At 59.3% G+C, this 25,623-nt stretch carries 17 protein-coding genes and 1 riboswitch; of the genes, 4 read left to right on the top strand and 13 right to left on the bottom strand.

Going from position 1 to position 25,623, the window contains the following annotated elements; all coding sequences use genetic code 11:
- Window positions 1-673 precede the first annotated feature (673 nt).
- Window positions 674-2,854, top strand: a complete 2,181-nt coding sequence (locus tag B5G06_RS06320; protein WP_087188250.1) for an alpha-galactosidase — start codon at window positions 674-676, stop codon at window positions 2,852-2,854.
- 47 nt (window positions 2,855-2,901) lie between these two features.
- Here the strand turns inward: B5G06_RS06320 and B5G06_RS06325 are convergent, their stop codons facing one another.
- From B5G06_RS06325 to B5G06_RS06355, 7 genes are all read right to left on the bottom strand, one after another.
- Window positions 2,902-4,599 carry a glycoside hydrolase family 13 protein gene (locus tag B5G06_RS06325; RefSeq protein WP_087188251.1) on the bottom strand — a complete coding sequence of 566 codons (1,698 nt, stop codon included), beginning with the start codon at window positions 4,597-4,599 and terminating at the stop codon, window positions 2,902-2,904.
- A 6-nt stretch (window positions 4,600-4,605) separates the two neighbouring features.
- The gene (locus B5G06_RS06330; protein ID WP_087188252.1) at window positions 4,606-6,609 is read right to left on the bottom strand and encodes an alpha-amylase family protein; all 2,004 of its coding nucleotides are present in this window, start codon (window positions 6,607-6,609) and stop codon (window positions 4,606-4,608) included.
- Window positions 6,599-7,555 (bottom strand): carbohydrate kinase family protein, encoded by a 957-nt coding sequence (locus B5G06_RS06335; RefSeq protein ID WP_242955378.1) that lies wholly within the window; start codon window positions 7,553-7,555, stop codon window positions 6,599-6,601. The genes B5G06_RS06330 and B5G06_RS06335 overlap by 11 nt, the downstream gene beginning before the upstream one ends.
- Window positions 7,556-7,589: 34 nt before the next feature.
- Window positions 7,590-8,930: a glycoside hydrolase family 32 protein gene (locus tag B5G06_RS06340; RefSeq protein ID WP_087188253.1), complete on the bottom strand. Its 1,341-nt coding sequence runs from the start codon at window positions 8,928-8,930 to the stop codon at window positions 7,590-7,592.
- Between the two features lie 112 nt (window positions 8,931-9,042).
- Entirely contained in the window at window positions 9,043-9,903 is an 861-nt protein-coding gene (locus B5G06_RS06345) for a carbohydrate ABC transporter permease (protein ID WP_087188254.1), read from the bottom strand.
- Window positions 9,903-10,775, bottom strand: a complete 873-nt coding sequence (locus B5G06_RS06350) for a carbohydrate ABC transporter permease (RefSeq protein WP_087188255.1) — start codon at window positions 10,773-10,775, stop codon at window positions 9,903-9,905. Before B5G06_RS06350 ends, B5G06_RS06345 begins: the two co-directional genes overlap by 1 nt.
- Before the next feature lie 12 nt (window positions 10,776-10,787).
- On the bottom strand, window positions 10,788-12,164 hold the full coding sequence (locus B5G06_RS06355; RefSeq protein ID WP_087188256.1) for an ABC transporter substrate-binding protein: 1,377 nt from the start codon (window positions 12,162-12,164) through the stop codon (window positions 10,788-10,790).
- 374 nt (window positions 12,165-12,538) lie between these two features.
- Between B5G06_RS06355 and B5G06_RS06360 the strand changes: the two genes are divergently transcribed.
- Window positions 12,539-13,582 carry a LacI family DNA-binding transcriptional regulator gene (locus B5G06_RS06360; protein WP_087188257.1) on the top strand — a complete coding sequence of 348 codons (1,044 nt, stop codon included), beginning with the start codon at window positions 12,539-12,541 and terminating at the stop codon, window positions 13,580-13,582.
- A gap of 197 nt (window positions 13,583-13,779) precedes the next feature.
- On the opposite strand, the gene B5G06_RS06365 is transcribed toward B5G06_RS06360, so the two are convergent.
- The 6 genes from B5G06_RS06365 to B5G06_RS06390 form a co-directional block, all read right to left on the bottom strand.
- Window positions 13,780-15,027, bottom strand: a complete 1,248-nt coding sequence (locus tag B5G06_RS06365; protein ID WP_087188258.1) for a WG repeat-containing protein — start codon at window positions 15,025-15,027, stop codon at window positions 13,780-13,782.
- Window positions 15,028-15,058: 31 nt separating this feature from the next.
- Entirely contained in the window at window positions 15,059-15,565 is a 507-nt protein-coding gene (locus B5G06_RS06370) for an RNA polymerase sigma factor (protein ID WP_158094668.1), read from the bottom strand.
- A 121-nt stretch (window positions 15,566-15,686) separates the two neighbouring features.
- Window positions 15,687-18,227 (bottom strand): RNA polymerase sigma factor, encoded by a 2,541-nt coding sequence (locus B5G06_RS06375; protein WP_158094669.1) that lies wholly within the window; start codon window positions 18,225-18,227, stop codon window positions 15,687-15,689.
- 144 nt (window positions 18,228-18,371) lie between these two features.
- Window positions 18,372-19,553, bottom strand: a complete 1,182-nt coding sequence (gene metK, locus B5G06_RS06380; RefSeq protein ID WP_087188261.1) for a methionine adenosyltransferase — start codon at window positions 19,551-19,553, stop codon at window positions 18,372-18,374.
- Between the two features lie 74 nt (window positions 19,554-19,627).
- Window positions 19,628-19,724: riboswitch (SAM riboswitch) on the bottom strand.
- Window positions 19,725-19,817: 93 nt separating this feature from the next.
- Window positions 19,818-21,062 (bottom strand): adenosylhomocysteinase, encoded by a 1,245-nt coding sequence (locus B5G06_RS06385; protein WP_087188262.1) that lies wholly within the window; start codon window positions 21,060-21,062, stop codon window positions 19,818-19,820.
- Window positions 21,063-21,066: 4 nt separating this feature from the next.
- Complete coding sequence (locus B5G06_RS06390; RefSeq protein WP_087188263.1) at window positions 21,067-22,020, bottom strand: radical SAM protein; 954 nt, start codon at window positions 22,018-22,020, stop codon at window positions 21,067-21,069.
- A gap of 273 nt (window positions 22,021-22,293) precedes the next feature.
- On the opposite strand from B5G06_RS06390, the gene B5G06_RS06395 reads away from it, so the two are divergent.
- Entirely contained in the window at window positions 22,294-24,612 is a 2,319-nt protein-coding gene (locus tag B5G06_RS06395) for a polysaccharide pyruvyl transferase family protein (protein ID WP_087188264.1), read from the top strand.
- 112 nt (window positions 24,613-24,724) lie between these two features.
- Complete coding sequence (locus B5G06_RS06400; RefSeq protein ID WP_242955381.1) at window positions 24,725-25,603, top strand: rhomboid family intramembrane serine protease; 879 nt, start codon at window positions 24,725-24,727, stop codon at window positions 25,601-25,603.
- Window positions 25,604-25,623: the final 20 nt, after the last annotated feature.

The following is a 25,623-nucleotide window of genomic DNA, read 5'->3' on the forward strand; positions in this document are numbered from 1 at the left end:
GGAAACCGCCAGAGACTATGACCGGCTGTGCCGGGCCTATGGGCCGGAGCGGGTAGCCGAAACGGTGGCCGCTGTTAAGCGGCAGGAACAGGCGGAAAAAGAGCAGAAACGCAGTCAAACGCGGCGGTATAACCGGGATGAGCGGTAATGTAGACCTGTGAAAATAGGATTTTTGGGGATAGAGGCATCTGAATCCTACTAAATATATTAACAATGCATACGACAAGAGTGAAAACGATGCCGCAGGATATGATCTTGTAAAACAGCGCTAAGCTGGCGAGGTAAAATGAGATGATGGGTTATAGTAACTATGACCTGCATCCGTGGCAACACAATGGCAACAAAAAATCAGATAGCCCTTACTATCTGAATAATGAAAAGAATACCAATAATCTGAACTAAATCTCATAAACAAATCTGTTTAGAAAACTTCTGAAAGGAGCGAGTGGGAATGAGCCAACAAAGCCGGCAAAGCATTGCATCGCAATGCTTTGCCGGCTTTTATAATGCGATATGGAGGTAAAATGGAAATCTGGCAGAAGAATCCGACAAAGCAGATGAAACGCAGCCTGCAATGTGATATAATATGGTCCGTTAAGCAGGGGCGATATGGGGACCGCTGTTTCCCTGATTTTTGCCATGCTCTACTCTTTCTGTTAAAGGATGAAACCGTATGATTCAATATGATCCTCAACGCCGTACCATCACGCTGCACACCCGCAGCACCAGCTATCAGATGAAGATCGATGCCACCGGCGTGCTGCTTCACACCTATTATGGTGAGAAACTGCGAAAGGGAGATCTTTCCCGGCTGATTTGCCCCGAGGACCGGGGTTTCTCTCCCAACCCGGACGAGGTAGGGATGGATCGCACTTGGTCGCTGGATACTCAGCCCCAGGAGTATTCTTCCAGCGGTGTGGGTGACTTCCGGCAGCCTGCCCTGGAGGCCGACCTGGCGGATGGCAGCCACATTGTGGACCTGCGCTACATCAACCACACGGTTGCCGAGGGCAAGTATGCGCTGGAGGGTTTGCCCGCCTTCTACGGTGAGGGTGTGACCGCCCAGACGCTGACCGTGGAGCTCCAGGACAAGTGCAGCGGCCTGACGGTGGAGCTGCTGTATGGCGTTCTGGAGGAGTACGATATGATCACCCGGGCCGTCCGGGTGCGTAATAACGGGGCCGCCCCCATCCGGCTGACCCGGGTAACCTCCGCCTGCCTGGATTTCCCCGTTGGCAATCACGATTTCATTACCCTGGGCGGTGCCTATGCCCGGGAGCGCGAGCCGGTACGGACTGCCCTGACCCAGGGTGTCCACACCGCGGGCAGCGTCCGTGGTTCCTCCAGCCACCAGCAGAACCCCTTCCTGGTACTGTGCGATCCGGATACTACCGAGGATACCGGCCGCTGCTGGGCCATGGCCCTGGTGTACTCCGGTAATTTCCAGGCTTCGGTGGAGCACACCCAGTTCCATGAGACCCGGATGACCATGGGGATCCATCCGTTCCACTTCTGCTGGCAGCTGGCGCCCGGCGAGACCTTCACCACGCCAGAGGCCGCTATGGTGTTCACCCGGCAGGGCCTGGGCCATATGAGCCGCCTGTTCCACCGGGCCATCCGCCTCAATCTGTGCCGGGGTCCCTGGAAGGACGCCCGCCGTCCCATCCTCATCAACAACTGGGAGGCCACCCTCTTCGATTTTGACGCGGACAAGATCTATTCCATTGCCCAGGCTGCCAGCAAGGTAGGCGTGGAAATGATGGTCATGGACGACGGCTGGTTCGGCCAGCGCAACGACGATTTTGGCGGACTGGGGGACTGGAACGTCAACCAGGAGAAGCTGCCCGGCGGACTGGCCCCTCTGGCGGAGCGCATCAAGGGCCTGGGTATGAAGTTCGGCATCTGGGTGGAGCCGGAGATGGTCAATGAGAATTCCAACCTCTATCGGGCTCACCCTGACTGGGCCTTCCAGGCCCCCGGCCGTCCTGTCACCCGGGGCCGGTACCAGCTGGTGCTGGACCTCACCCGTGCCGAGGTGCGGCAGTATATTCTGGACAATCTGCGGACCATGCTCAAGAGCGCTGACATCTCCTATGTCAAGTGGGACATGAACCGCAGCCTCACCGATGTGTGGAGCGCTGGTCTGCCCGCTGAGCGCCAGGGCGAGGTGTACCACCGCTTTGTGCTGGGCGTATATGAGATCCTGGAGGCCCTCCATCAGGAGTTCCCCAATCTGCTCATTGAGGGTTGCTCCGGCGGTGGCGGCCGGTTCGACTGCGGGATGCTCTACTATACCCCCCAGATCTGGTGCTCCGACAACACTGACGCCATGGACCGGCTGCGTATCCAGTACGGTACCTCCTACTGCTACCCCTGCTGTACCATGGGTGCCCATGTGTCCGCTGTACCCAACGGCCTGACCCACCGGTCCACTCCCCTCCATACCCGGGGCGTGGTGGCCGCTGCCGGTACCTTCGGCTATGAGCTGGACCTGAATGAGCTGTCTCAGGAGGAACTGGAGGAGGTGGCGGTCCAGATCGACGCCTTCCGGTCCTACTGGGATGTGGTGATGCGGGGGGACTATTACCGCCTCACCGACCCCTTCCAGCATGAGTGCTTCTGTGCCTGGATGCACGTCTCTCCCGATCAGGAGCGGGCTGTGGTCAGTGTGGTCCAGACCCAGCGCCACGCCAATCCGGTGCGCCCCCTGCTGCGTATGAAGGGACTGGACCCGAACAAGGACTATCTGGTGGATGGCAAGGTGTACGGCGGCGACGAGCTGATGTATGCCGGGCTGGCCCTCCCGTTCCTGGACGAGTGCCAGGCGGTACAGTATCAGATCAAACAGGTGTAAAAAAAAGAGGATCTGCTGCATAACGCAGCAGATCCTCTTTTTATATGTTACTCCAGAACCCAGGCGGCAGCCTGCCAGTGCCGGAACTCCAGCGCGCCGGGAACGGCGGCGGGGGCCTCCGCCCAGTTGGCGACGAGCAGACGGCTCTTCCGGTCCGCCAGCTCCTCCGGCAGGGCGAAGGCTGCCGGCTGGCCGGACAGGTTGCATACGGTGAGCAGGGTCTTGCCATCCAGGGTGCGCAGGTAGGCAAACAGCTGGGGATGGTCCGGCAGGATCAGCTGGTAGCTGCCGTACACGATGAGTTCGCTGTCCGGGGAATTGCGGCGCAGGGCAATGAGCTTCTGGTAATAGTGGAACACAGAGTCCGCCCGATCCAGCTGTTCCTTGGCGTTGATTTCCCGGTAGTTGGGATTGACCATGATCCAGGGCTCTCCGATGGTAAAGCCGGCGTTGGGGGAGTCGTCCCACTGGAAGGGGGTACGGGCGTTGTCCCGGCTCTTGTAGGCGATGGCCTCCAGCAGCTCCTCCGGCTGGAAGACGCCCCGGGCGGTGAGATCATGGTAGGCGTTGATGGACTCCAGGTCCCGGTAGTTCTCAATGGGCCCAAAGGGCACGTTGGTCATGCCCAGCTCCTCCCCCTGATAGACGTAGGGGGTGCCCTGCATCAGGTGGAGGCAGGTGGCGATGCACTTGGCCGACAGTTCCCGATACCGGGGGGAGTCGTCTCCCAGCCGGGAGACGATGCGGGGCTGATCGTGATTGCAGAAGTAGAGGCTGTTCCAGGCCACGTCCTCCAGCTCGTTCTGCCACCGGGACAGCAGCTTCTTGAGGGCTACCAGATCGATCTTTCGGGTACTCCATTTGCCGGTGACCGCGTCGCCGCCGTCCAGGTCCACGTGCTCGAACTGGAATACCATGTTCAGCTCGGTGCCCTGGGCGTTGGCGTACTGCTTGGCCTGGTCGATGGTTACACCGGCGCACTCACCCACGGTGAGCAGGTCATACTTGGAGAGTACCTTCCGGCGCATCTCCTGCAAATACTCGTGGACGTGGGGGCCGTTGCAGCAGCCCAGATTGCAGGAGGCGTAGGGGGCGCCGCCGGTGGGCATATCGGGCAGACCCTCCCGCTTGGAGATCATGGAGATCACGTCCATGCGGAAACCGTCGATACCCTTGTCGCACCACCAGGTCATCATGTCAAAGACGGCGTTACGCACCGCTGGATTATCCCAGTTCAGGTCGGGCTGCTTGGGGGAAAAGCAGTGGAGGTAGTACATATCGGTGGCGTCATCATAGGTCCAGGCGGAGCCGGAGAAGGCGGAGCCCCAGTTGTTGGGCTCTTTACCCGCCTTGCCCTCCCGCCAGATGTAGAAATCCCGCTTGGCGTTGTCGCGGGACTGGCGGCTCTCCACAAACCAGGCGTGCTCGTCAGAGGTGTGGTTGACCACCAGATCCATAACGATCTTGATTCCCCGGGCGTGGGCCTCGGCCAGCAGGCGGTCAAAGTCGGCCATGGTGCCGAACTCCTCCATAATGGCCTGATAGTCGCTGATGTCGTAGCCATTGTCGTCGTTGGGAGAGCGGTAGACGGGGGAGAGCCAGATCACATTGGCGCCCAGCTCCTTGATGTAGTCCAGTTTGCTGGTGATGCCGGGCAGGTCGCCGATCCCGTCGCCGTTGGAGTCACAGAAGCTGCGGGGATAGATCTGATAGATAACGCTCTCTTTCCACCATGCTTTGTTCATGACCAATCACTCCTCCGTGTGCAGGTACCAGGCAAAGCCGTAGGGGTAGAGCTTTACCTGCCTGAGATCATCAAAGGTCCCGCCGTAGATCAGCTCCTCAAAGGGACCCTGGTCAGCGTTGGAGACGGTGACAAATTCCTGGCTGAAATTGAAGAAGGCGATGAGCTTGCGGCCCTGGTACCACCGGCCGATGCCCAGCACCCGGCTGTCCCCGGTGTCAAAGGTCCACATCTCCGCCCGGGCGTCGAAGGCGGGCTCTGCTGCCCGCAGCTCCTCCAGCCGGCGCAGGCCGATGAACTGCTTGCCCTGGCGGGTGGTGGGATCGTGGCGCATCTTGGCCAGGTCCCACTGGAAGTCGCCCCGGTGGATGTAGCGGCTGTCGTCCCACTTCTCGCCGTCGTGGTGGTAGGAGTAATCGTTGAGCTGCCCCACTTCGTCCCCGCTGTACAGCACGGGGATGCCGCTCTGGGTGAGCATCCAGGCGTGGAGCATCAGGTCGCAGGAGATTGCCCGCTCCAGCTTGAAGGGGTCACGCTCATAGTCGGCGGCCTCCACTCCGCACAGGGAGGCTGTGGTGCCGCACAGCCGGGCGTCACCCAGCCGGGGATCGTCGTTGTAGAGCTCGCCCCGGCTGTTGCTGCCGGGCAGCTTACCGGTAAAGAAATCATTGAGATATTTCTTGTGGGCAACCTCGTCGGTGCCGAAGTGCTCCTTCAGCCAGGGGTAGTCCAGGCCCCAGCCGATGTCGTCGTGGCAGCGCAGATAGTTGAGGAAGAGAAAGTCCCGGGGCAGGGCGCACACCGCGTCCACCTGGTGGCGCAGCAGGGACACATCGGCGGTGGCCAGGGTGTGCCAGGTGGTGGCCATGGTGGTCACGTTGTAGAGCATATGGCATTCCGGTTTGTCGGTGCTGCCGAAGTAGGGGGCCACCTTGGCCGGCTCCATCACTACCTCGCCCAGCAGCAGCACGCTGGGGCAGACGATCTCGCACACCATGCGCATCATCCGTACCAGGGTGTGGACCTGGGGCAGATTGCGGCAGTCGGTGCCCAGCTGCTTCCAGATGTAGGGCACCGCGTCCAGCCGGATCACGTCGATACCACGGTTGGCCAGGTAGAGCAGATTCTCGGTCATGTCGTTGAACACCATGGGATTGGCGTAGTTCAGATCCCACTGGTAGGGATAGAAGTTGGTCATGACCACCTGCTTGCAGTCGTCCAGCCAGGTGAAGCTGCCGGGGGCCGTGGTGGGGAAGACCTGGGGCACGGTCTTCTCAAACTCCTGGGGGATATCCCAGCTGTCGTAGAAGAAGTAGCGCTCCCGGTAGCCGGGCTCGCCTGCCCGGGCCTTTTTGGCCCACTCGTGGTCCTCGCTGGTGTGATTCATGACGAAATCCAGACAGAGGCTGATGCCGTCCTTCCGGCAGGAATCCGCCAGATGCTCCAGGTCGGCCATGGTGCCCAGCTCGGGCTGCACCTTCCGGAAGTTGGAGACAGCGTAGCCGCCGTCGCTGCGGCCCTTGGGGCTTTCCAGCAGGGGCATCAGATGGAGATAGTTCACCCCGCACTCCTTCAGATAGGGCAGCTTCTCGGCCACCCCGTTGAGGGTACCGGCAAAGGCGTTGGTGTAGAGCATCATGCCCAGCAGCTCCCGGCGGCGGTACCAGTTGGGATCGGCTTCCCGCTGGGCGTCCTGCACCCGCAGGTCCGCCTTGCGGTCCTCCCAGCTCCGGCGGAGCATCTGGGTGAAGTAGTCAAAGGCGCCCAAATCGCCGTGGTACAGCTCGCAGTAGAGCCACTTCAATTCATCGTAGTGCCGGGCCAGACGGTGCTCAAAGACGGAGGAATCTTCTCCGATCCCCACCTGGGCGGGGGTCAGGGGCGCTGCCGCCTTAGTTTTCTTTTTGGGTTTGGACGCCTTGGGGGCGGTTGTCTCCGCCGCCTGCTGGATCAGCCGGTCGGTCTGTCCGGCAGTGGTCGGGGCGGATTCCTTGGTCTGCTTACGCTTCATGGGCGTTGTCTCCTTCCTCCAGCTCCGCCATGGTGGGCATGGCGGGAATGGCTCCGCTGCGGGAGCAGGTCTTGGAGGCCGCCCGGTTGGCAAAGGCAAGGATGGCTTCCAGTTCCGGGGTAGTCAGGCCCTCCAGGGGCTTTTCGCCCCGGCGTACCAGACGGCTGAGCACTGCGCCCAGGAAGGTGTCCCCGGCGCCGTTGGTATCGGCCACAGTGGTGGCTACGCCGGGCACCAAGCCGGTCTTGCCCTGCCAGCGGTAAAAGGCGCCCTTGTCGCCCAGGGTCACAAGGATCAGACGGATGCCCTCGGCCTCCAGCCGATGGGTTCCCTCTTCGGGGGCGTCGGTGCCGGTGATGAGGGGCAGCTCCTCGTCGGACAGCTTGAGCACGTCCACCAGGGGCAGGGGCTTCTTCATCCACGCTACCGCCTCTTCCTGGCTGCTCCACAGGGCGTCTCTGTAGTTGGGATCATAGCTTACCAGCACACCGGCCTCCCGGGCTCTCTGTGCGGCAAAGAGGGTGGTCTCCCGGGCGGGACCGGCGGTCAGGCTCACCGAGCCAAAGTGGAGCACTTTGCTTCTGGCGATCAGCCCAGTGTCCACCTCTTCCGGCTTCAGGTTGCAGTCTGCCCCCCGCACAAAGCGGAAGGAGCGCTCGCCGGTGTCGGACACGGCCACCACAGCCATGGTGGTGGCAGCATCGTCGGTCCGCAGGCCAGACACGTCTACCTGGTTCTCAGTCAGTACCCGGGTCAGGTAGGCGCCGAATCCGTCCTGGCCCACCTTTCCGATAAACGCGGTATTGGCCCCCAGCCGGGCGGCAGCAACTGCTACGTTGGCAGGTGCGCCACCGGGATTGGCGGCAAACAGCGGTACCTTTTGCTCATTGACCCCAGTCTGGGTCAGGTCGATCAATACTTCGCCAATGGCGGTAATATCCATCATGGACAATCCTTCCCTTTCTCCTTGAAATAGGTCCTCAGCCGTCCTCCCTGAGGGTAAGCAGCTGCTCCACCGGACCTTCCAGCCGGTCCTTCAGGCCGTAGACCACATGGCTGACCACATAACGGCCGCCATCCACAAATATCTCGATCAGATGATCGTCTACAAATACATCCAGCCGGCAGCAATCCTCGTCCAGCGCCGGAGTCTGGGCGGTGGTCCGATAGTTGGGCAGATGGGGGAATACCTGGCTGCGGTCGGTGACAATCCGGCCGTCCTCCAGCGCAATCCGGTAGCCGCACACGTCCAGCACGTCCCCGGACCGGAGGGTGGTTTTCAGCCGGAAGGGACGGTTCCGCACCGCTTGGTCCCAGTTGCCGTCCACAGGACGGAAAAGCCCTTCCACATTGGGGTGGGGGACAAAGCAAACCTGACCCTGCCGCAGCTCCAGCACCCGGGGCAGGCTCATCATGCCATTCCAGGGGCCCCGGCCGTCCCCAGGGTCCTCTGCCGCCTGGGGCATCCGCATCCAGGCGATGAGCACCCGACGGCCCTCCTGATCCACAGCGGTCTGGGGGGCATAGAGATCCAGACCATAATCTACAAACTGCATCGGCCCCTTGAGGGCCAGGGTGCAGGTCCGGTGGTCGAAGTCCGCCAGTCCCCACATGGCATGATGAGCGTATTCGAGCTCCGGCTCGGTGACGCCCATGGGGGAGCCCAGGAGCACAAATTCCTCCCCCAGCCGGACCAGATCGGGGCACTCCAGCATGGTGCGGAACTCCGGGGAGGAGTACTGGTTCACATAGTCCCAGTGCAGAGCGTCCCGGCTGCGGTAAAAGAGAGCCTTGCCCTGTTCCTTGCGGAAGGTGCTGCCCAGAATCATGTAATAGAGCCCATCCTTTTCCCACACCTTGGGGTCCCTGGTGTCCTTGGGGTCACCGATGGATTCGTCGGTCAGTACCGGGATGATCTGGCGCTTGGCTCCCATGTTGTCAAAGGTGCGCCCGTCGTCGGAAATTACCATGGCCTGACTGGTCACAAATGCGTCGTTGGGGGGAATGTGGATATCCTCCTCGTTCTGCTGGAGGTAGCGCACGGCGGAGTAATACAGGTACAGCTTTCCGTCCCGTTCCAGGGCGCTGCCCGAAAAAACGCCGTTCTGATCGTAGCTCTTGGTGGGATAGAGGGCTACCCCCAGGTGCTCCCAATGGACCAGGTCGCGGCTCACCGCATGGCCCCAGTGCATGGTACCCCAGCGGGGGGCGTAGGGGAAGTGTTGGTAAAAAAGGTGGTACTCACCTCGATAATAGATAAAGCCGTTGGGATCGTTGATCCAGTTTCCCGGCGATTTCAAATGCAGGGTGTCTTTCCGCATGGGTGTGCTTTTTCTCCTTTCCCTGTAGCCCCTGGGGGCAATGCTGAAAGCAGTATAACCGAAATTCTACCACAAGGGCAAGAGACCCTTGTGGTAGAATTTGATTGGTTCATTATTTGACTGCGCCGGAAACAACGCCGCCGATGATCTGCTTCTGGAGAATCACATAGAGGATGAGGATGGGGATGACGCACAGCAGCAGACCGGCCATAATTGTGCCGTAGTCGGCGGAATAGGTACCGTAGAAGCTATAGGTGGACAGGGGCAGAGTGAGCAGCTCCTTGTCGGTCAGCACCAGGGAGGGCAACAGGTAGTCGTTCCAGAAAGCCAGGGAGTTGAGGATCACCATGGTGGCGATGATGGGCTTGAGCAGGGGGAAGACGATCTTGAAGAAGGTCTGCCGGTGGGTGCAGCCGTCGATGTAGGCCGCTTCCTCCAGGGCGATGGGGATATTGCCCTTGATAAAGCCGTGGAACATGAACACCGACATGGCCATGGAGAAGCCGGTGTGCATGAAGATCAGGGTGATGCGGTGGTTGAGCACGTTGAGGGTGCCGCCGTAGATGCTCACCAGGGGAATCATGATGGCCTGGAAGGGGATGATCATGGAGGCCACCATCAGAGCAAAGGCAATCTTGGAGATGATGTTGTTGCGGCGGACAATGTAGTAAGCCAGCATGGAGGACAGCAGAGTGACCAGCACGGTGGCCGACACCGTCACGATCAGGGAGTTTTTAAACGCGTTGAGGAAGTCCATCTGGGTAAAGGCCTTCACGAAGTTGTCGAAGGACAGACCCTTGATGGTAAACAGCCAGGAGAAGGGATCGGTGATGATATCCCGCTTTTCCTTCAGAGAGTTGATGACCACCATAATGAAGGGGAACATATAGGCGATGAAGATGATGATCATGCCGGTCATGGCCAGCGCATTGGCTACCTTGCGCTTGGTGCCGCCGATGGTCGAATTATTCATTATGCATCCACCTCACGTTTCTTGGTCAGGTACACCTGAATACCGCTGATGATAGCCACGATCACAAACAGGATCAGGGCCTCAGCCTGGCCCACGCCGAACTGACGGGAGGTAAAGGCCTTTTCGTAGACGTGCATGGCGGCCATCTCGGTGGTGCCGTAGGGAGCGCCGGCAGTCAGGGACAGGTTCACATCGTACACCATGAAGGCACGGGACAGAGTCAGGAACAGGCAGATGGTGATAGAGGACATCATCAGGGGCAGGATGATGTGACGCAGCTTGGTCCAGCCGGTGGCGCCGTCGATGCTGGCGGCCTCCATCACGTCCTTGTTCAGGCCCATGAAGCCGGCCACATAAATGAGGATCATATAGCCGGACAGCTGCCAAACGGAGACGAACACCAGGGCCACAAAGGCCAGGGTGGGGTCAGACAGCCAGGAGGCACCGAAGAGCTCCCAGCCGGTGGCCTCGCCGATGCCCACGAACACACGGGAGAATACGAACTGCCAGATATAGCCCAGCACCAGGCCGCCGATCAGGTTGGGAGTAAAGAAGCCGGCCCGGAAGAAGTTCTGACCCTTAAAGCCGCGGGTCAGCAGGTAGGCGATGGCAAAGGCCAGAATGTTGACCACCACTACCACGACCACCACATATTTGAAGGTCAGCAGCAGGGAGGACCAGAACTGGCTGTCCTTAAGTACACTGAGGAAGTTGGCTCCGCCGATGAAGTTCTTTGTATCGGAGACGCCGTTCCAGTCGGTCAGGGTCAGATAAATGCCGTAGATAAAGGGGATGATTACCACTGCCGCGAAACAGAACAGGCCGGGCAGGGCAAATCCGCAAAAATCTTTTCCTCCGCTTTTTCTTTTCATCCTAGCTCCTCCTTATTGCTGCTCGTCCCAATAGGCCACGATGGAATCGATCAGCTCCGCCCGGTCGCTTCTGTCGGCCAGATACTTCTGCATGGCCGCGCCCAGGACGGACCAGTGGTCGTTGGGGACAATGGCGGACGCGTTGAAGGCGGCACCCTCATGCACCCGGCTGTAAATGTCCCGGCTCAGGGGATCGGAAGGCTCATAGGGGTTGTTCTGGAAGGGAGGGATGATCTTACAGGTTTTCACCAGCATCTGCTGGCCGATCTCGCTGAACACGATCCAGTTCAAAAACTCCTTAGCCGCAGCCTGCTCCTGCTCCGTGGCCACGACCCCGTCCAGCATGACCTGCTTGGAGGGAGAGGCCTGGATCTGCTGGTTAGCGAAATCGTCGGGGTCATTGTTCATGAAGTAGGGCAGGAAGCCGTACTCATCGTCCTCCTCGGCGTCGGCCTCGGCCAGGTTGGGCCAGGCCCAGTTGCCGTTGAACCAGAAAGCAGTCTTGCCGTCGGCCAGGTCGATGGCCATCTCGTCATAGTCGGCGCCCAGAGGGTCACGATAGGCCACATTGTACTTCTTCAGGATATCAAACATATCCAGGAACTGGGACATACGGTCATAGGTGGTCAGATCCAGCTGACCGTCCTTAATGAGGTTGATACACTCCGCGGCGCCGTCAGAGGTGCCGTCGTAGGTCTCATAGATGTACTGCAGGTGATGGGCGCCCAGGGACCAGTCCTCCATAGCCAGGGAGATGGGGTGCTCCATGCCGGCTTCCACCAGCCGGTCCAGCAGGGCCACAAAGTCGTCCTGGGTCCGGATGGTGGTGGGATCAAAGGGCTCGCCCAGAGTCTCCTCGATGACTTCCTTGTGGTAGATGATGCCGCGGCCCTCAATACAGAGCGGGAAGCTGTACACTTTGCCGTTGATTTCAGTGGTATAGCCCTCTGCCTCGGCGATCCAGGGCTGGTCGGACAGGTCAGCCGCCTTTTCCTCAGCCAGGGCGATGACGTCAGTGGTGTCCAAAATGGACAGCGTGGGGGGATTACCAGAGTTGTACAGGCTGACTACTTTGGTATAGGGGGAGTCGCCGTCAGTGACGGGCATGACTTCCACGTGTACACCGGACTTTTCCTCGAAGGCCGCTGCCATTTCCACCAGAGCGGTCTGGATCTCGGCCTTGGAGTTGAGCAGGGTGATGTTGGTGCCGCTCAGGGACGGGTCGTACTCAAAGGTGTCCACCGACATATCGATGGGCTCCACCGCTTCCACCGCGTTGGGGTCGTCCGGATCGCTGGCAAAGCCGAACCGGCATCCCGACAGCATTCCAGCCATCAGGGAAGCCGAAAGACCCAACGCAATGAATTTGGTCAATGCGTGTTTCTTCATTGTCTCTCCTCCTGTTTCCTCTTTTTTTTCTTTGAATTGGTGACGAAAGAATATAAAAACCGGTTGTGTAACCGGTAATGGAACCGGTTATTTTTAAATAATATTACTCCTTATGATGAGCTTCCGTCAATGCTTTTCCCCCGCTGGAAATATTTTTGTAAAATCCGCCTCATTTCCAGTGCTTGAAATTATGCACAATTACACCCAGCTTCCCCGAGACCAAGGGATTGCATCCATTTCTTCTCTTTGCTATAATAAAATTCAATCAATTCCGAGAAGAAATCGCGCATTTATCTTCAAGGTTTTACCAGCCGTGTGTTCTGTCTGCGCCAAAGCAGATTGGTACATGACCTCGGCAGATTGAAGGGCTTGATATGGAAGAGAAAAAAAGAGTGACCTTTGACGACATTGCCAGATATACCAATTTTTCCAAGACAACCATATCCAGATATTTTAACGACCCGGATTCTTTGACGGAGAAAAGCCAGCAAATCATTTCCGATGCACTGGAGAAGCTGGATTACCATGAGAACCGGGTGGCCCGCATTCTGGCCATGGGAAAGACGGAATTCATCGGCGTCATCGTCCCTGAGTTTTACCACCGCTTTTATTCAGAGGTGCTCAACCAGATTCTGGCCACTTACGAGACCTTTGGCTATAAATTCCTGGTGTTTATCGGCAACAATAATAAGGAGAGCGAGCGCCGGTACATCAAAGAGCTGCTCTCCTATCAGATCGAGGGCATGATTGTATTGAGCCACACCCTCTCCTCCCAGGAGTTGGCCCAGTTTCAGATCCCGGTGGTGGCCATCGAGCGGGAGGACCAGTTCGTGTGCAGCGTGAATACCGACAATGAGGCGGGAGGACGGCAGGCGGCTGCCCTGCTGGAGGAGCAGCAGTGTGATATTCTGATCCATATCAACTCCCCTACAGATCCCCGCATCCCTGCCTACGGGCGCATCCGGGGGTTTGAGGATTATTGCCAGACCAACGGTCTGGCTCATGAGGTGATTCTGCGGGAGCTGGACCGGTCCTATGAAGAGGACCAGGCCATCCTGCAGGACATTCTGAGGGAATGGGACAAGAAATACGCCCGCAAGAAAATCGGTGTGTTTATGGCCAACGATACTACGGCCAACACCCTGCTGAACCTGATTATCCGGCGGTATGGTTATCTGCCCAAGGAGTATTGCATCGTTGGGTTTGATAACTCGCCCACGTCCAGAGAGGCCATTATTCCGCTCAGTACGGTGGGGCAGCAGGTGGACCGGCTGGCCCATGAGGCGGTCCAGCTGTTGGTGGATCAGATCAAGGTCCGCAAACAGGGAAAGCCGCTGGCGGAGTCGGCCCCCGTCCATAAAATTGTCCCTCCTGTCCTGTTTCGGCGGGCCACCGCCGGAGGCGTGGATGTAATCTGAGGACTGAACGATAAAAACCGGCGGACTGCTGTTACAGCAGTCCGCCGGTTTTTATCGCACGTTCTGGCCGGAACTTCCGGGGCGGCAAGAGACAGTCGAAATGTTCCGCTGAATGAAGGGAAAGGAATGGAAGCAGCAGACGAAGAGGAACTGTCTGATATTTGCCGCAGCGGGGAGGCAGTTCCGGGGGCACAGCGTCAATATTCCATGACGATATTGCCTTCCAGATCGACGATCACACGTTGTTCATCCTGGGTTTCCGCCTTGGCATAGCCGTCGGAATAATAGGCGCTCACATCCTGGATACCCTTGTCGTAGGGGACATACAGGATCTCCATATCCTCATTGACAGCAACAGTGGCGTAGTCCTCAGTGCCGCCAATGCCGGTGATGTTGCCCTGATCATCCTTGAGGACGGGCGCCGGACCCACATAGACCCCGTTCTTGATGGCCAGGGAGCCGTCCATGTGGGAGTGCTCGTAGGCGTCGGTGGGGAAGAAGGTCTCGCCTTCGGCGTTGATGAAGTTGAAGTCGGTACCGCCCCGGCTGGAGAGGTGGGAGGAGACCTCCACCCAGTCGGTGTTGTTGAAGTTGCTGGTGATGGTGGAATAGTGGCTGTCGGCTACATCAAAGACCACGTTGCCGCTCTTGTCGATGAGCTGGTTTTCCACCACCGCGATGCCGTTGTCGGCGAAGGGACCGCCCCGGGAGCTCAGGCCCCGGATGACGATATTGCCTTCCACATCCATGTAGCCGTACTCAGAGTACCCCTTCGGGGTGTTCTTGAAATCAAAGCTCACCATGCCATTGGATACCTGGACCAGATAGTAGTCCTCCTGGGGTTCAATGACATACTCAAACTGATCGTTGATGACGGCCTTGTTGTCCACCACGGCGTAACCGTCGTCGGAAAAGGCGGTGAAGCTCTCTTCCTCCCGGGGCTCAAAGACGATCTCCCCGTCCTCCAGGTAGAAGTAGCCGGTGCCCAGTTTGGTGCCGTCGGCCTCACACACCGTCCCCACGGCGATGCCGTTGGCGGAGAAGGCCAGCTCGTCAAAAAAGCGCATGAAGATATAGTCCGAGACAAAGTTGCCCTCCCGGTCAATGAGGCGGAACTCGTCGCTGTTGCTGCCGGTGCGGACAAAGGCGGTGCCGTTGACTTGGAAATCACGGGCAAAGGTATACTGAGGCTCGATTACCCACGTCCCCTGGAGATTTTTGTAGCCGTATTTTCCTGTCTCGCTGTCCTTGGCGGGGGTCATGCCGTACTGGAACAGGGCGTCGGGATCGTAGGTGTCGGTGTAGGAGGCGTTGCCGCCGGCAGGCTCCGATCCACTGGCGGAGCCGGAGGGGGACTGGCCGGAGGACTGCCCGCAGGCGGAGGCCAGCAGAAACAGGCTGCTCAGCGCTGTCAGTGCAAAAACTTTTCCGGTTGTGCGCTTCATAGTGTCAGATCTCCTTTTCAGATAGGGTGGCTTACTCCAGAAATTGGGGCAGCTTTTTCAGGGCTCGCTGGGCCCGTTTTTTGACCCGCTCGTAGTCGATATTCAAGCGAATGGCAATTTCTCTGATGGTGTGTCCTTCAAAGTATTTCAGCTGCAAGATCTTACGGTCCAGTTCGGGGAGCCGGGCCAGCGCCTGACGGAAGTGCTCCTGTTGTTCCCAGACTGCGATGGGATCATCAGGTGGGTCTGCCGACTGTGCTGCCAGCCATTGCTGCTGATTTTGCCTCCAGCGCCGAATGGCTTTGCGCTCGGAGATGGCCGTCAGATAGGCTCGCAGACTTCCTTTTTCCGGATCGAACTGCTTTCTTTGCAGATAAAAGTCAGAAAAGGTATCCTGCACGCAGATATGAATATCCTCGTCGCAATCCAGCTTTTGAGCGGCGGCAAAGCGAACCGGCTCCCCGTAGCGCTTCCACAGCAGGTCCATACCTGCAATGGGATCAGCATCCAACAGTTCCAGCAGCTGTCGATCGTCCAAGTGTGTCCCTCCCTTCCACATACTAATTGCAGGCAAAAGGGAAAAAGGGGACAGATGGACAAAAGATTGGGAAAAAATCCGCCTCCTTCCAATGGGGGAGGAGGCGGATCTGATAGAGGTACTATGGAATGGTGACGGGGATATCGAAGGGGTGGTTCCAGCGTAAGACAGGATCGGTAAAGGTAAGGTCTGTGGCATAGAGGCCGGGTGCGTGGCGCAGCAGCAGGCTGGTCAGCCGGGGTTCACCCTCCTCAAAGACATATTGTCGCTCGCAGGCGCCGGAAAAGTAGGCCTCGTCGGTCAAAAAGAGCTGAAGACCCACATCTACCAGGGTATAGTCCTCCATGCCGGAGTGGAGGGAGAGGTCCAGCCGGGATACCAGAGGGGCCTCCTGGGGCTGGTTAATTCCGCCGGAGGGGTAAGTGATGACGGCGGCGGCAAACTGCTCCAGGATGGACGGGTCGGTCCCTATCCCGGTGATGGATGACAGCTCGATCCGGCCTGAGAAGCAGGTATAGACCGGTCCCACAGGCAGAACCTGCCCCTGCTGCTGGGGCAGGGGAATGGCCATATGCCAGCTTTCCGGCGCCGTCAGGTAGAGGTAGGGGACATGGAGGGTGTAATCCCCGGCGGGGATGTCTCCAAAGTTCCAGTCACTGGCGTCATTCTGCCGCCCAGGCTGATATTCTCCCTCATATACGGTGCCGTCGGCGGCCGTCAAGGTAATGGGCGCGTCCGTGGCGCCCAAGGCAGTCAATGGGCTGCGGGTCAGCGTGCTGGTGGGAATCATATATTTGTCGGAAGAGGCGGGGGACAAATTAAGAATCACCGCGCCGTCGGTCCGGCGGGGCGTAGCGGTAAGGCTGTAGTTTCCCGATGTGCCGGTGTAGGAAGGCCGCTCCGGTTCCGGCTGTACCGTCATGGAAATGGTGAAGGGGTGGTTCCAGCGGTAACAGAGTTTTTCCGCAGGCAGAGAGAGGGTGGCCTGATCCAGCCCGTTCGGTGTGCCTACCACATAGCCTCGGAACTGGGTATATTGCCCGTCCGAATCATAGACCGGCTCTGTCCATAGACCGGCCTCCACATTGTGGTAGGTCGTATTGTTCAGTATCACAGTGCCGGCCCCGTCCTCCAATACCGGAATGGCTGCCGGGACACGCTCCGGGTCCTCTCCCTCCCAGGTGGCCTCCGTAGCCCACCAGGTGTAGCCAGCCTCGTCATAGGAGTGGGAAATGGTGCTACAGTAGGCGGTGACGTCGTCAATGGAGAAGGGGCGATCCAGAGTCAGCGTACCGCCGGGCAGGGAGAGGGAGGCCGGTGCTCCGTCAGAAGCAGAGAGGGACAGCTGTACCGTGGGGGAGTCTGTACCGGCGGCTGGATATTGATAGACATAGGGGACGTTGAGCACATAATCCCCCGGCTCAGCAGGGCCGAAATACCAGTCCAGATAGGTATCGCCATTGAAGGTAGAATAAGAGGCAGGCTCGCCCTCCAGTACGGTGCCGTCCGGCGCGGTAACGGTGATAGGCAGCTGAGGTCCTCCGTAGTCGCTCCAGATTCCTTTGGTCAGGGAGGGAGAGGTGTTGAATGGGCCGGTGTTCAGCGGGTGGATGGAGACCACCAGCTCCCCATTTTCAAGCCGGGGCACCGCCAGCAGGCCGCCGTCGGCCTCAGTCACCGAGTAGAATCCGGCCTGCTCCAGGGCAGTTTCCTCCGCGGCCACCAGGGTGATGGGCAGGTCGGTACCATCCAGGGTCAGAATCAGCTCCAGGGAGGAGGCGGAGGACTGCGGCAGATCTCCCTCATAGATCAGCCGCAGGGAGTAAGCTCCGAGAACGTCCAGCCCGTTCTGGCTGATGGAGATGGGCTGGAGGTTATCCAGGCCGCTGAGAGAGATATCCAGAGGCGTGAGGTAGGGACTGGTTTGGCCGTACAGGCTCAGATCGGCCAGAAAGGAGCCGTTCTGCCAATAGGCGTCCTCCAGATGGATCTCGTACAGCTCACCCTGAATGACAGCGCTTTGCTCCAGAATGTAGGTGCCGGCCTGAGGATCGGAGTCAACGCCGTAGCCGGACACGAAGCCGAAGTGACGCAGGATCATGTAGGCGCAGGCAGCCAGCGCGGCCAGGATGAGGGCCACCAGCAGACCCAGGGACAGCGCCCGCAGCAGCTTTTTCAGACTGCGCTGCTGCCGCTTTTTCACCGTCTCATAGGGCAGGCCCAGGGAGGCGGCGATCTCACGGGCCGTCAGTCCGCCGTAATATTTCAGGCGAATGATCTGCTGGTCTACCGGGTCCAGCGCCGACAGGGCCCGCTCCAGTTCATCCTGCTGTTCCAAATGGGCGAAGGGGTCCGTTACTTCCTCCGGCTGTGGTGAGGAGGAACGTTCCCAACGGCAATTTTCCTGGTGCCGGCGTATGGCACACCGCCGGGCGATGACGGCCAGGTATCCTTTCAGGGTGCCCTTGCTGGGATCAAAGTGGTCCCTCTGTAAGTAGAATTCCGAGAAGGTCTCGTTGACACACTCCTTGATATCTTCGGCACTTTGAAGATAAGTGCGGCACACCGACCAAAGCAGGCCGCTGTACCCTTCGATCAAGTCCGCCATGCCCTGTTCCGGATCCCGGTCCAGAAGGGCCAGCAGCTTCCGGTCATGCTCCATGAACACATCGCCCCTTTTCATGAGAAGCTTTATTTATGTATTATCTCATAAGCTGGAAAATGGGACAAGTGCTGGAAATCAGAGTGCAAAAAATAAAAAGACCTGCCATCCGCAAAATGCGGACGGCAGGTCTTTTTAGAAAGCTTACAGATAGCTCTTCAGCTTCTCCACCATGTCGGTGTGCTCCCAGGGCAGATCGATGTCGGTACGGCCGAAGTGACCGTAAGCGGCAGTCTGCTCGTAGATGGGACGGCGCAGGTCCAGCTTCTCGATGATCTTGGCCGGACGCATATCAAAGCACTCGTTGACGATAGCGGACAGCTTCTCCTCGGAGAGGACGCCGGTGCCGTAGGTGTCTACCAGCACGCTGACGGGGTGAGCCACGCCGATGGCGTAGGCCAGCTCGATCTGGCACTTGCGGCACAGGCCGGCAGCCACCAGGTTCTTGGCGATGTAGCGGGCCATGTAGGCAGCGGAGCGGTCCACCTTGGTGGGGTCCTTGCCGGAGAAGCAGCCGCCGCCGTGGGCAGCGGAACCGCCGTAGGTGTCCACGATGATCTTACGGCCGGTGAGGCCGGTGTCGCCCACAGGGCCGCCCACCACGAAGCGGCCGGTGGGGTTGACGTAGAACTTGGTGTCCTTGGTGATGTACTGAGCGGGGATGATGGGCTTGATGATTTCCTCCACCACGGCCTCACGCAGGTCCTTCAGAGCGATATCGGGGTCGTGCTGGGTGGACACCACGATGGCGGGGCAGGAGAGCACCTTGCCGTTGTCGTCGTACTCCACGGTGACCTGGCTCTTGCCGTCGGGGCGGAGCCACTTCAGCTTGCCGGCCTTGCGCACATCGGTGAGCTGGCGGGACAGCTTGTGGGCCATGGAGATGGGGGCGGGCATCAGCTCGGGGGTCTCATCGCAGGCATAGCCGAACATCATGCCCTGGTCACCGGCGCCGATGAGGTCGGCGGCGTCGGTGCCGCCCTCCTGGTGCTCAAAGGACTGGTTGACGCCCATGGCGATGTCGGGGGACTGCTCGTCAATGGCGGTCATAACGGCGCAGGAGCGATAGTCAAAGCCGTAGGCGGGATCGGTGTAACCGATGCGCTGCACGGTGCGGCGGACAATGGAGGGAATGTCGGTGTAGTGGCTGGTGGTGATCTCGCCCATCACGGTGACGATGCCGGTGGTGGTGAAGGTCTCACAGGCCACATGGGCGGTGGGGTCGGCGGCCAGGATGTCGTCCAGGACAGCGTCGGAGATCTGGTCGCACACTTTGTCGGGGTGACCCTCGGTAACGGACTCCGAGGTAAACAGATGGTTTGCCATTGGTAATTACCTTCCTTTCTAAGCTGGAGCAAAAACGCGCTCCGCCGGACGGCGGAGCGCATGGGGCTCTTCCATCCTCATCTTTCGATTTCCTCGCCGGATTTGGCACCTTGCAGCAAAGCAGGTTGCCGGGCTTCATCGGGCCGTTCCCTCCACCACTCTCGATAAGGCTATTCAATTGACTGTGGGTATTTTATCGACTTTTTCCCACTTTTTCAATAGACAAAAACCGGGCTTTGTATAGAGTTAGAAGAACTTGCTTCCTCAGGCCTTCCAGCCGTTGAGGTAGTCCACCTGCTCCGGGGTGAGCTTGTCGATGGCAAAACCCATGGCGGCCAGCTTGACCCGGCCGATCTCGTCGTCGATCTCGGCGGGCACCTGATAGAGCTTCTTCTCCAGGGTGTCCTGATGCTTGAGAAGCCACTCCAGAGCCAGGGCCTGGACGGAGAAGGACATATCCATGATCTCGGCGGGGTGGCCGTTGCCGGCAGCCAGATTGACCAGGCGGCCCTCGCCGATGACATTGAGCACCCGGCCGTCAGGCAGGGTAAAGCCCTCAATGTTGTCCCGGCGCAGTTCACGCTTGACAGCCATTTCGGCCAGTCCCTTCACATCCACTTCGCAGTCGAAGTGACCGGCGTTGGTGAGGATGGCGTTGTGCTTCATAACGGCAAAGTGGCGGGGAGTGATGACGTCCTTGCAGCCGGTGACGGTGACAAAGATATCGCCGTACTTGGCGGCCTCGTCCATGGGCATGACCCGGAAACCATTCATGGTGGCGTCCAGTGCCTTGAAGGGGTCCACCTCGGTGACGATCACGTTGGCGCCCATGCCGCTGGCACGCATGGCCACGCCCTTGCCGCACCAGCCGTAGCCGGCCACCACCACGGTCTTGCCGGCCACCACCAGGTTGGAGGTGTGCATAATGGCGTCCCACACGGACTGACCGGTGCCGTACTTGTTGTCATAGTAGTGCTTGGCCTTGGCGTCGTTGACCGCCATCATGGGGCAGGGCAGGATGCCCTCCCGCTCCCGGGCCTTGAGGCGCAGGATGCCGGTGGTGGTCTCTTCGCAGCCGCCGATGAGGTTTTCGCCCAGATCGGCGCACTTGCCGCCCAGCAGATCCACCAGATCGCCGCCGTCATCGATGATGAGATGAGGCTTGAACTTCAGGGTCTCAATGAGCAGATGCTCGTAGTCCTCCCCCATGGCGCCGTGGATGCCGAAGGTCTCTACGCCCATATCGGCCAGACCGGCGGCTACGTCGTCCTGAGTGGACAGGGGGTTGGAGCCGGTGAGCCGCACCTCGGCGCCGCCCTTGGCCAGCACATAGCCCAGATTGGCAGTTTTGGCCTCCAGATGGACGGATACGGCCACCCGCAGACCGGCAAAGGGCTTCTCCTTTTCAAAACGGGCTTCGATGCCGCCCAGAGCGGGCATGAAGTCCCGCACCCAGTTGATTTTGCGGCGTCCAGAGGGGGCCAGGGAAGGATCTTTTACAATACTCATGTCATTAACCTCCTTGGGGGGCCGCTGAGGGGCTGGGCCCGTCCCAGAAATCAAGGGTAAGCAGGGGCTTGGTTTTCCGGAAAGCCTGGACCCGCTGGTGCAGGTCCAGCAGCTGCGCCTGGGTGGGTGAGGTTGGCCCGCCGTAAGCGGGGCAGGTAAAGAACCAGCAGAACTTGGCTCCGCTGCCGATGATCCGATCGTAGTACTCCTCAGTGGCTACCCGATCCGCATTTTCCGCCGTACAGCGGCAGGCCACGCCAAAGGGGAGCCTGTGCGTCCGCAGCAGTACGGAGGCACGCTCGGCGTCCAGCGGGTCCACATCCACCTGAATGGCGGGGAAGAGGTTGCGTACCCGCAGCAGATCCTCGCACAGGGAGGGGGTAATGGAGGTGGGCGGTGTAAACACGGCGAATACACAGTCGGTGTGCTTGTTGCACAGAGCAATGATCTCCTCCTGGCGGGCCAGGGGATTGCCGCCGCTGAAAATAAACAGGTGGCAGCCTCTGGCCTTGCGGGCCTCCAGCTCCTCATCCAGACTGTCGAACTCCATGGAGGGGCGCACGCCGAAAATGGAGGCGCCGCAGCCGGTGCAGTCCATGGTGCAGGGGAAGGAGGGGTCAATGATCACCGACCAGGGTGCCTCGGACTGCCCAAGCTGACCGGACTCTTTTTTTGCCGGCCAATCCAGCAGGTGGCCGTGAATGATAAAGTTTTCAAAGATCTTTTTCAGGATACTATTATCAATATCGGTATACATACTGCGGATCAACTGGTGCCAGTTGTTGTCCGGGTCGGTCATAACCTGGTGGAACAACGCCTGATAGGGAGGAGAGAGCCGTTCCCCAGCGTATTTGTCCAGCCACTCCATCAGCCTGGGGAGGTTGGCATCCGGGTCGCGATCCAGATAATCCAAGGCCTTGGAGATGCCGAATGCCTTGAGCCGGGCCGGAATGCTCATTGATGTATACCCTCCTTTCGCCCTGTAGTAAGAAGAAGGCCCGTCCCCCAAAAAGGGCAGGGGATAGCCTGTCCATAATAATCTATAGCATATCATACCGGTTTGACGTCCGCAATGCCATAGACAAAATGGGAATCCTGTCAATATTTCCGACAGAAGAAGCGGAATGTCTATGAAAGCAGCGGATTTCCATTCTGACGATATACAACAGCCCATTCCTGTGGTATACTAAATAGAATCATTACGGATAGCCTGCAAACGAGGAGTGAGCCTATGCGCACCGGTCTCATCACATTCCATTTTGCTCATCACTACGGCGCTCAGCTCCAGGCCCTGGCCACCATGAAGGCCATTCAGCGCCTGGGGCATGAGTGCCAGATCATTGATTACCGCCTGCCCCATACCACCCGCACCAATCAGCTGTTCAAGAAGAGCACCTCTGTGCGGGATATGGCGTCAGACGCCCATACCGCCCTCCATTACGCCGCCTTCCAGCGCCGGTTCCAGCGCTTTGAGGCCTTTGTGGCGGAGGAGATGGAGCTGTCTCCCCAGCGGTATACCGATTTCAGACAACTTCAGGACGCGCCTCCGGCCTATGATGTTTATGTGTCGGGCAGCGATCAGATCTGGAATCCTTACATTTTCCAGACCAAGCAGTTTGACCCCGCCTTCCTGCTGGACTTTGTGCAGGAGGGCCGCCGCATTGCCTATGCCCCCAGTCTGGGCGTGCCCCAACTGCCGGAGGACAAGGCAGCGGAGCTGAAGCGCTTTCTGGCACCCTTCTCCACCCTGTCGGTCCGTGAGAAGCGGGGCCAGGTGCTGGTGCGTCAGGCAGCCGGCCGGGAGGCCCGGGTAGTGCTGGACCCCACCCTGCTGCTGAACGGCGAGGACTGGGGCAAGCTGGCCGCGGCTCCCAGACACCAGGGACCTTACATCCTGTGTTACTTTGTCTCCGATCCCGGAGAGGCGGCTCCCTATGCCCAGGCGCTGTCCAGACAGACGGGATGGCCCATCGTCCAGCTGGCGGGAGCCCGCCGGAAGATCGACGGTGCCAAGGAGATTGTCTTTGACGCCGGCCCCCGGGAGTTCCTGGGCCTGTTCCAGCACGCCGCCGCAGTGGTGACCAACTCCTTCCACGGGGCGGCCTTCTCCCTCCAGTTCAAGAAGGATTTCTTCACCTCCATGTCCCCCAAGGAGCGGCGGGAGCCCACCCTCTCCCGGATCTACAGCCTGCTCTCCCGGCTGGGGTGCGCCGACCGCATCATCGGTCTGGATACTACTGCGCCCATCGACGCCAAGATGGACTATGACCAGGTTTATGAAAAGCTGGAGGCCGCCCGGGCCGACTCTCTGGCCTATCTGAAGGCGGCGGTGGAGGGCACCGCTCTTCCGGAGGAAATGGGCGCGGCCCAGGAGCAGGCCAAGCCCAACCTGTGCAAGGCGGAGGACTGTACCGGCTGCACCGCCTGTGCCGCTGTCTGCCCGGTTGGGGCCATTGAGATGAAACCCGACCATGAGGGCTTCCTGCGGCCTGTGGTGGGGGAGAAGTGCATCCTCTGCCGCAAGTGTGAAAACGCCTGTCCCGCCCTGACTGAGCCGGTAAAGGGCCCCGATCCCAACTGCGCCCACGGGGTGTGGAACAAAAATGACGAGGTGCGCTCGGGCAGCTCCTCCGGCGGCGTGTTCTCTCTGCTGGCCGGCCATGTACTGGACCAGGGAGGCGTGGTGTACGGCGCTGCCTTTGACGGCTACATGGCAGTGCGCCATACCTGTGCCGCCTCCATGGAGGAAGTGGCCGCCATGCGGGGCTCCAAGTATGTTCAGAGCGATCTTGGGGAAACCTTCCATCAGGTGAAAGAACAGCTGGAGGCGGGTAAGCCGGTGCTCTTTACCGGCCTTGCCTGCCAGGTAGACGGCCTGAAGCATTACCTGGGCCGGGATTACGACAACTTGCTCACCTGCGATCTGGTGTGTAACGGCGTACCCTCTCCGGCGGTGTTCCAGGCCTATCTGAAAAAGCTGGGGATGGAGCACGGCGCGCCGGTCACCGGGCTGCGGTTCCGGGACAAGGCCCACGGCTGGTCCCACTCCCATATGACGGTCCGCTTTGCCGACGGAGGCAGCACCACGACCCCCCTCCACCGTACCACCTTCGGCCGGGGCTTCGGGATGCAGCTCTTCCTGCGTCCGGTGTGTGCCAAGTGCCGGTATACCAGCGTCAGCCGTCCGGCGGACCTGACTCTGGGTGACTTCTGGGGCCTTGACCCCAAGCTGAAGCTGCCCACTGACCGGGAGAAGGGTGTTTCTCTGGTTCTGGTCAACAGCGCCAAGGGACAGAAGGTCTTTGACGCTCTGGCGGACAAGCTGGGCCAGGTGGAGCGGCCTCTGGCCGAGGCTGTGGCGGGCAATCCCCGGCTGGCCTATCCTCTGACCCACAACGCCAAGCGTGGGGCCTTCTTCGCTGCCTTTGCCGCCATGCCCTTTGAGCAGGTGGAGCAGAAATACCTGACCCCGCCTCCGCTGCCTTACCGGGCGGCAGCTAAGGTGCTCACCCCCAAGATGAAAGAGAAGATCCGCAAGATCCTGAAATAACGGATGGAAAGTTTACAAATTGTTTGGGAATTTTCTCCCATGCCCTGATACACTGGGCACACATGGAAGCGGGGCGGTGGAGCCGCCCCTCGGGAGGTAATGATTTTTGAGTGTGATACAACGCTGGCTGGACCGGTTCTGCTATAAGCATCCCCGGTTCGGTATCCCCAACCTGATGCTGGTGGTGGTCATCGGCAATGTTCTGGTGTGGCTGCTGGATCAGTTCAGTCAGGGCTTTTCCCTGTCGTCCGCCCTGCGCTTTGCGCCCTACTATATCATCCACAAAGGCGAGATCTGGCGGTTGCTCACCTTTATCTTTGTGCCTACGACCAGTAATCTCTTTTTCCTGGCCATCTCCCTGTATTTCTACTACTGGATCGGCTCCATCCTGGAGCGGCAGTGGGGCGTGACCAAGTTTACGGTGTTCTACCTGCTTGGGGTGGTGCTTAATATCATTGCGGGCTTCCTGGTCTATCTGTTTATCCCTCTGCCCGTGGAGACCGCCACTATGCACTACGTCAACCTGTCCATGTTCTTCTCCTTTGCCACCCTGTACGGGGAAATGCAGGTACTGCTTTTCTTCGTGGTTCCGGTAAAGGTCAAATGGCTGGCCTGGCTGGACGCCGCTCTCTTTGCCTACGACATCATTTACAACCTGGTGCAGCTCCCCACGGTCGGGATGTTTGCACTGGCGGGCATCGTGGCTCCCATCGTGGCGATCCTCAACTACCTGATCTTCTTCTGGGATGACCTGATGGCCAGCCTGGGCCGGGTAAAGCGGCAGACGGCCCACCGCCACTCCCGCCAGACCGTCAACTTCAAGCAGGCTACCAAGCACGCCCAGCAAACCAAGGGTTATATCCACAAGTGCGCCGTCTGCGGCAAGACTGACACCGACTACCCCGACGAGGAGTTCCGGTACTGCTCCAAGTGCAACGGCTACTACTGCTACTGCTCGGAGCACATTCACAACCACGTTCACATCGAATAAAAGATACCAAAAGCGCCCCC

The sequence above is a fragment of the Flavonifractor sp. An52 genome, from assembly GCF_002159385.1.
In the GTDB taxonomy this organism is placed as follows: Bacteria; Bacillota; Clostridia; order Oscillospirales; family Oscillospiraceae; genus Flavonifractor; species Flavonifractor avicola.

Excerpts from the sequence above, each read along its gene's own strand:
- B5G06_RS06365 (WP_087188258.1), bottom strand. The coding sequence starts at position 15,027 with ATGAAGCGCACAACCGGAAAAGTTTTTGCACTGACAGCGCTGAGCAGC.
- B5G06_RS06390 (WP_087188263.1), bottom strand. The coding sequence starts at position 22,020 with ATGAGCATTCCGGCCCGGCTCAAGGCATTCGGCATCTCCAAGGCCTTG.
- B5G06_RS06320 (WP_087188250.1), top strand. The coding sequence starts at position 674 with ATGATTCAATATGATCCTCAACGCCGTACCATCACGCTGCACACCCGC.
- B5G06_RS06330 (WP_087188252.1), bottom strand. The coding sequence starts at position 6,609 with ATGAAGCGTAAGCAGACCAAGGAATCCGCCCCGACCACTGCCGGACAG.
- B5G06_RS06345 (WP_087188254.1), bottom strand. The coding sequence starts at position 9,903 with ATGAATAATTCGACCATCGGCGGCACCAAGCGCAAGGTAGCCAATGCG.
- B5G06_RS06385 (WP_087188262.1), bottom strand. The coding sequence starts at position 21,062 with ATGAGTATTGTAAAAGATCCTTCCCTGGCCCCCTCTGGACGCCGCAAA.
- B5G06_RS06360 (WP_087188257.1), top strand. The coding sequence starts at position 12,539 with ATGGAAGAGAAAAAAAGAGTGACCTTTGACGACATTGCCAGATATACC.
- metK (WP_087188261.1), bottom strand. The coding sequence starts at position 19,553 with ATGGCAAACCATCTGTTTACCTCGGAGTCCGTTACCGAGGGTCACCCC.
- B5G06_RS06335 (WP_242955378.1), bottom strand. The coding sequence starts at position 7,555 with ATGATGGATATTACCGCCATTGGCGAAGTATTGATCGACCTGACCCAG.
- B5G06_RS06395 (WP_087188264.1), top strand. The coding sequence starts at position 22,294 with ATGCGCACCGGTCTCATCACATTCCATTTTGCTCATCACTACGGCGCT.
- B5G06_RS06355 (WP_087188256.1), bottom strand. The coding sequence starts at position 12,164 with ATGAAGAAACACGCATTGACCAAATTCATTGCGTTGGGTCTTTCGGCT.
- B5G06_RS06325 (WP_087188251.1), bottom strand. The coding sequence starts at position 4,599 with ATGAACAAAGCATGGTGGAAAGAGAGCGTTATCTATCAGATCTATCCC.
- B5G06_RS06340 (WP_087188253.1), bottom strand. The coding sequence starts at position 8,930 with ATGCGGAAAGACACCCTGCATTTGAAATCGCCGGGAAACTGGATCAAC.
- B5G06_RS06375 (WP_158094669.1), bottom strand. The coding sequence starts at position 18,227 with ATGGAGCATGACCGGAAGCTGCTGGCCCTTCTGGACCGGGATCCGGAA.
- B5G06_RS06350 (WP_087188255.1), bottom strand. The coding sequence starts at position 10,775 with ATGAAAAGAAAAAGCGGAGGAAAAGATTTTTGCGGATTTGCCCTGCCC.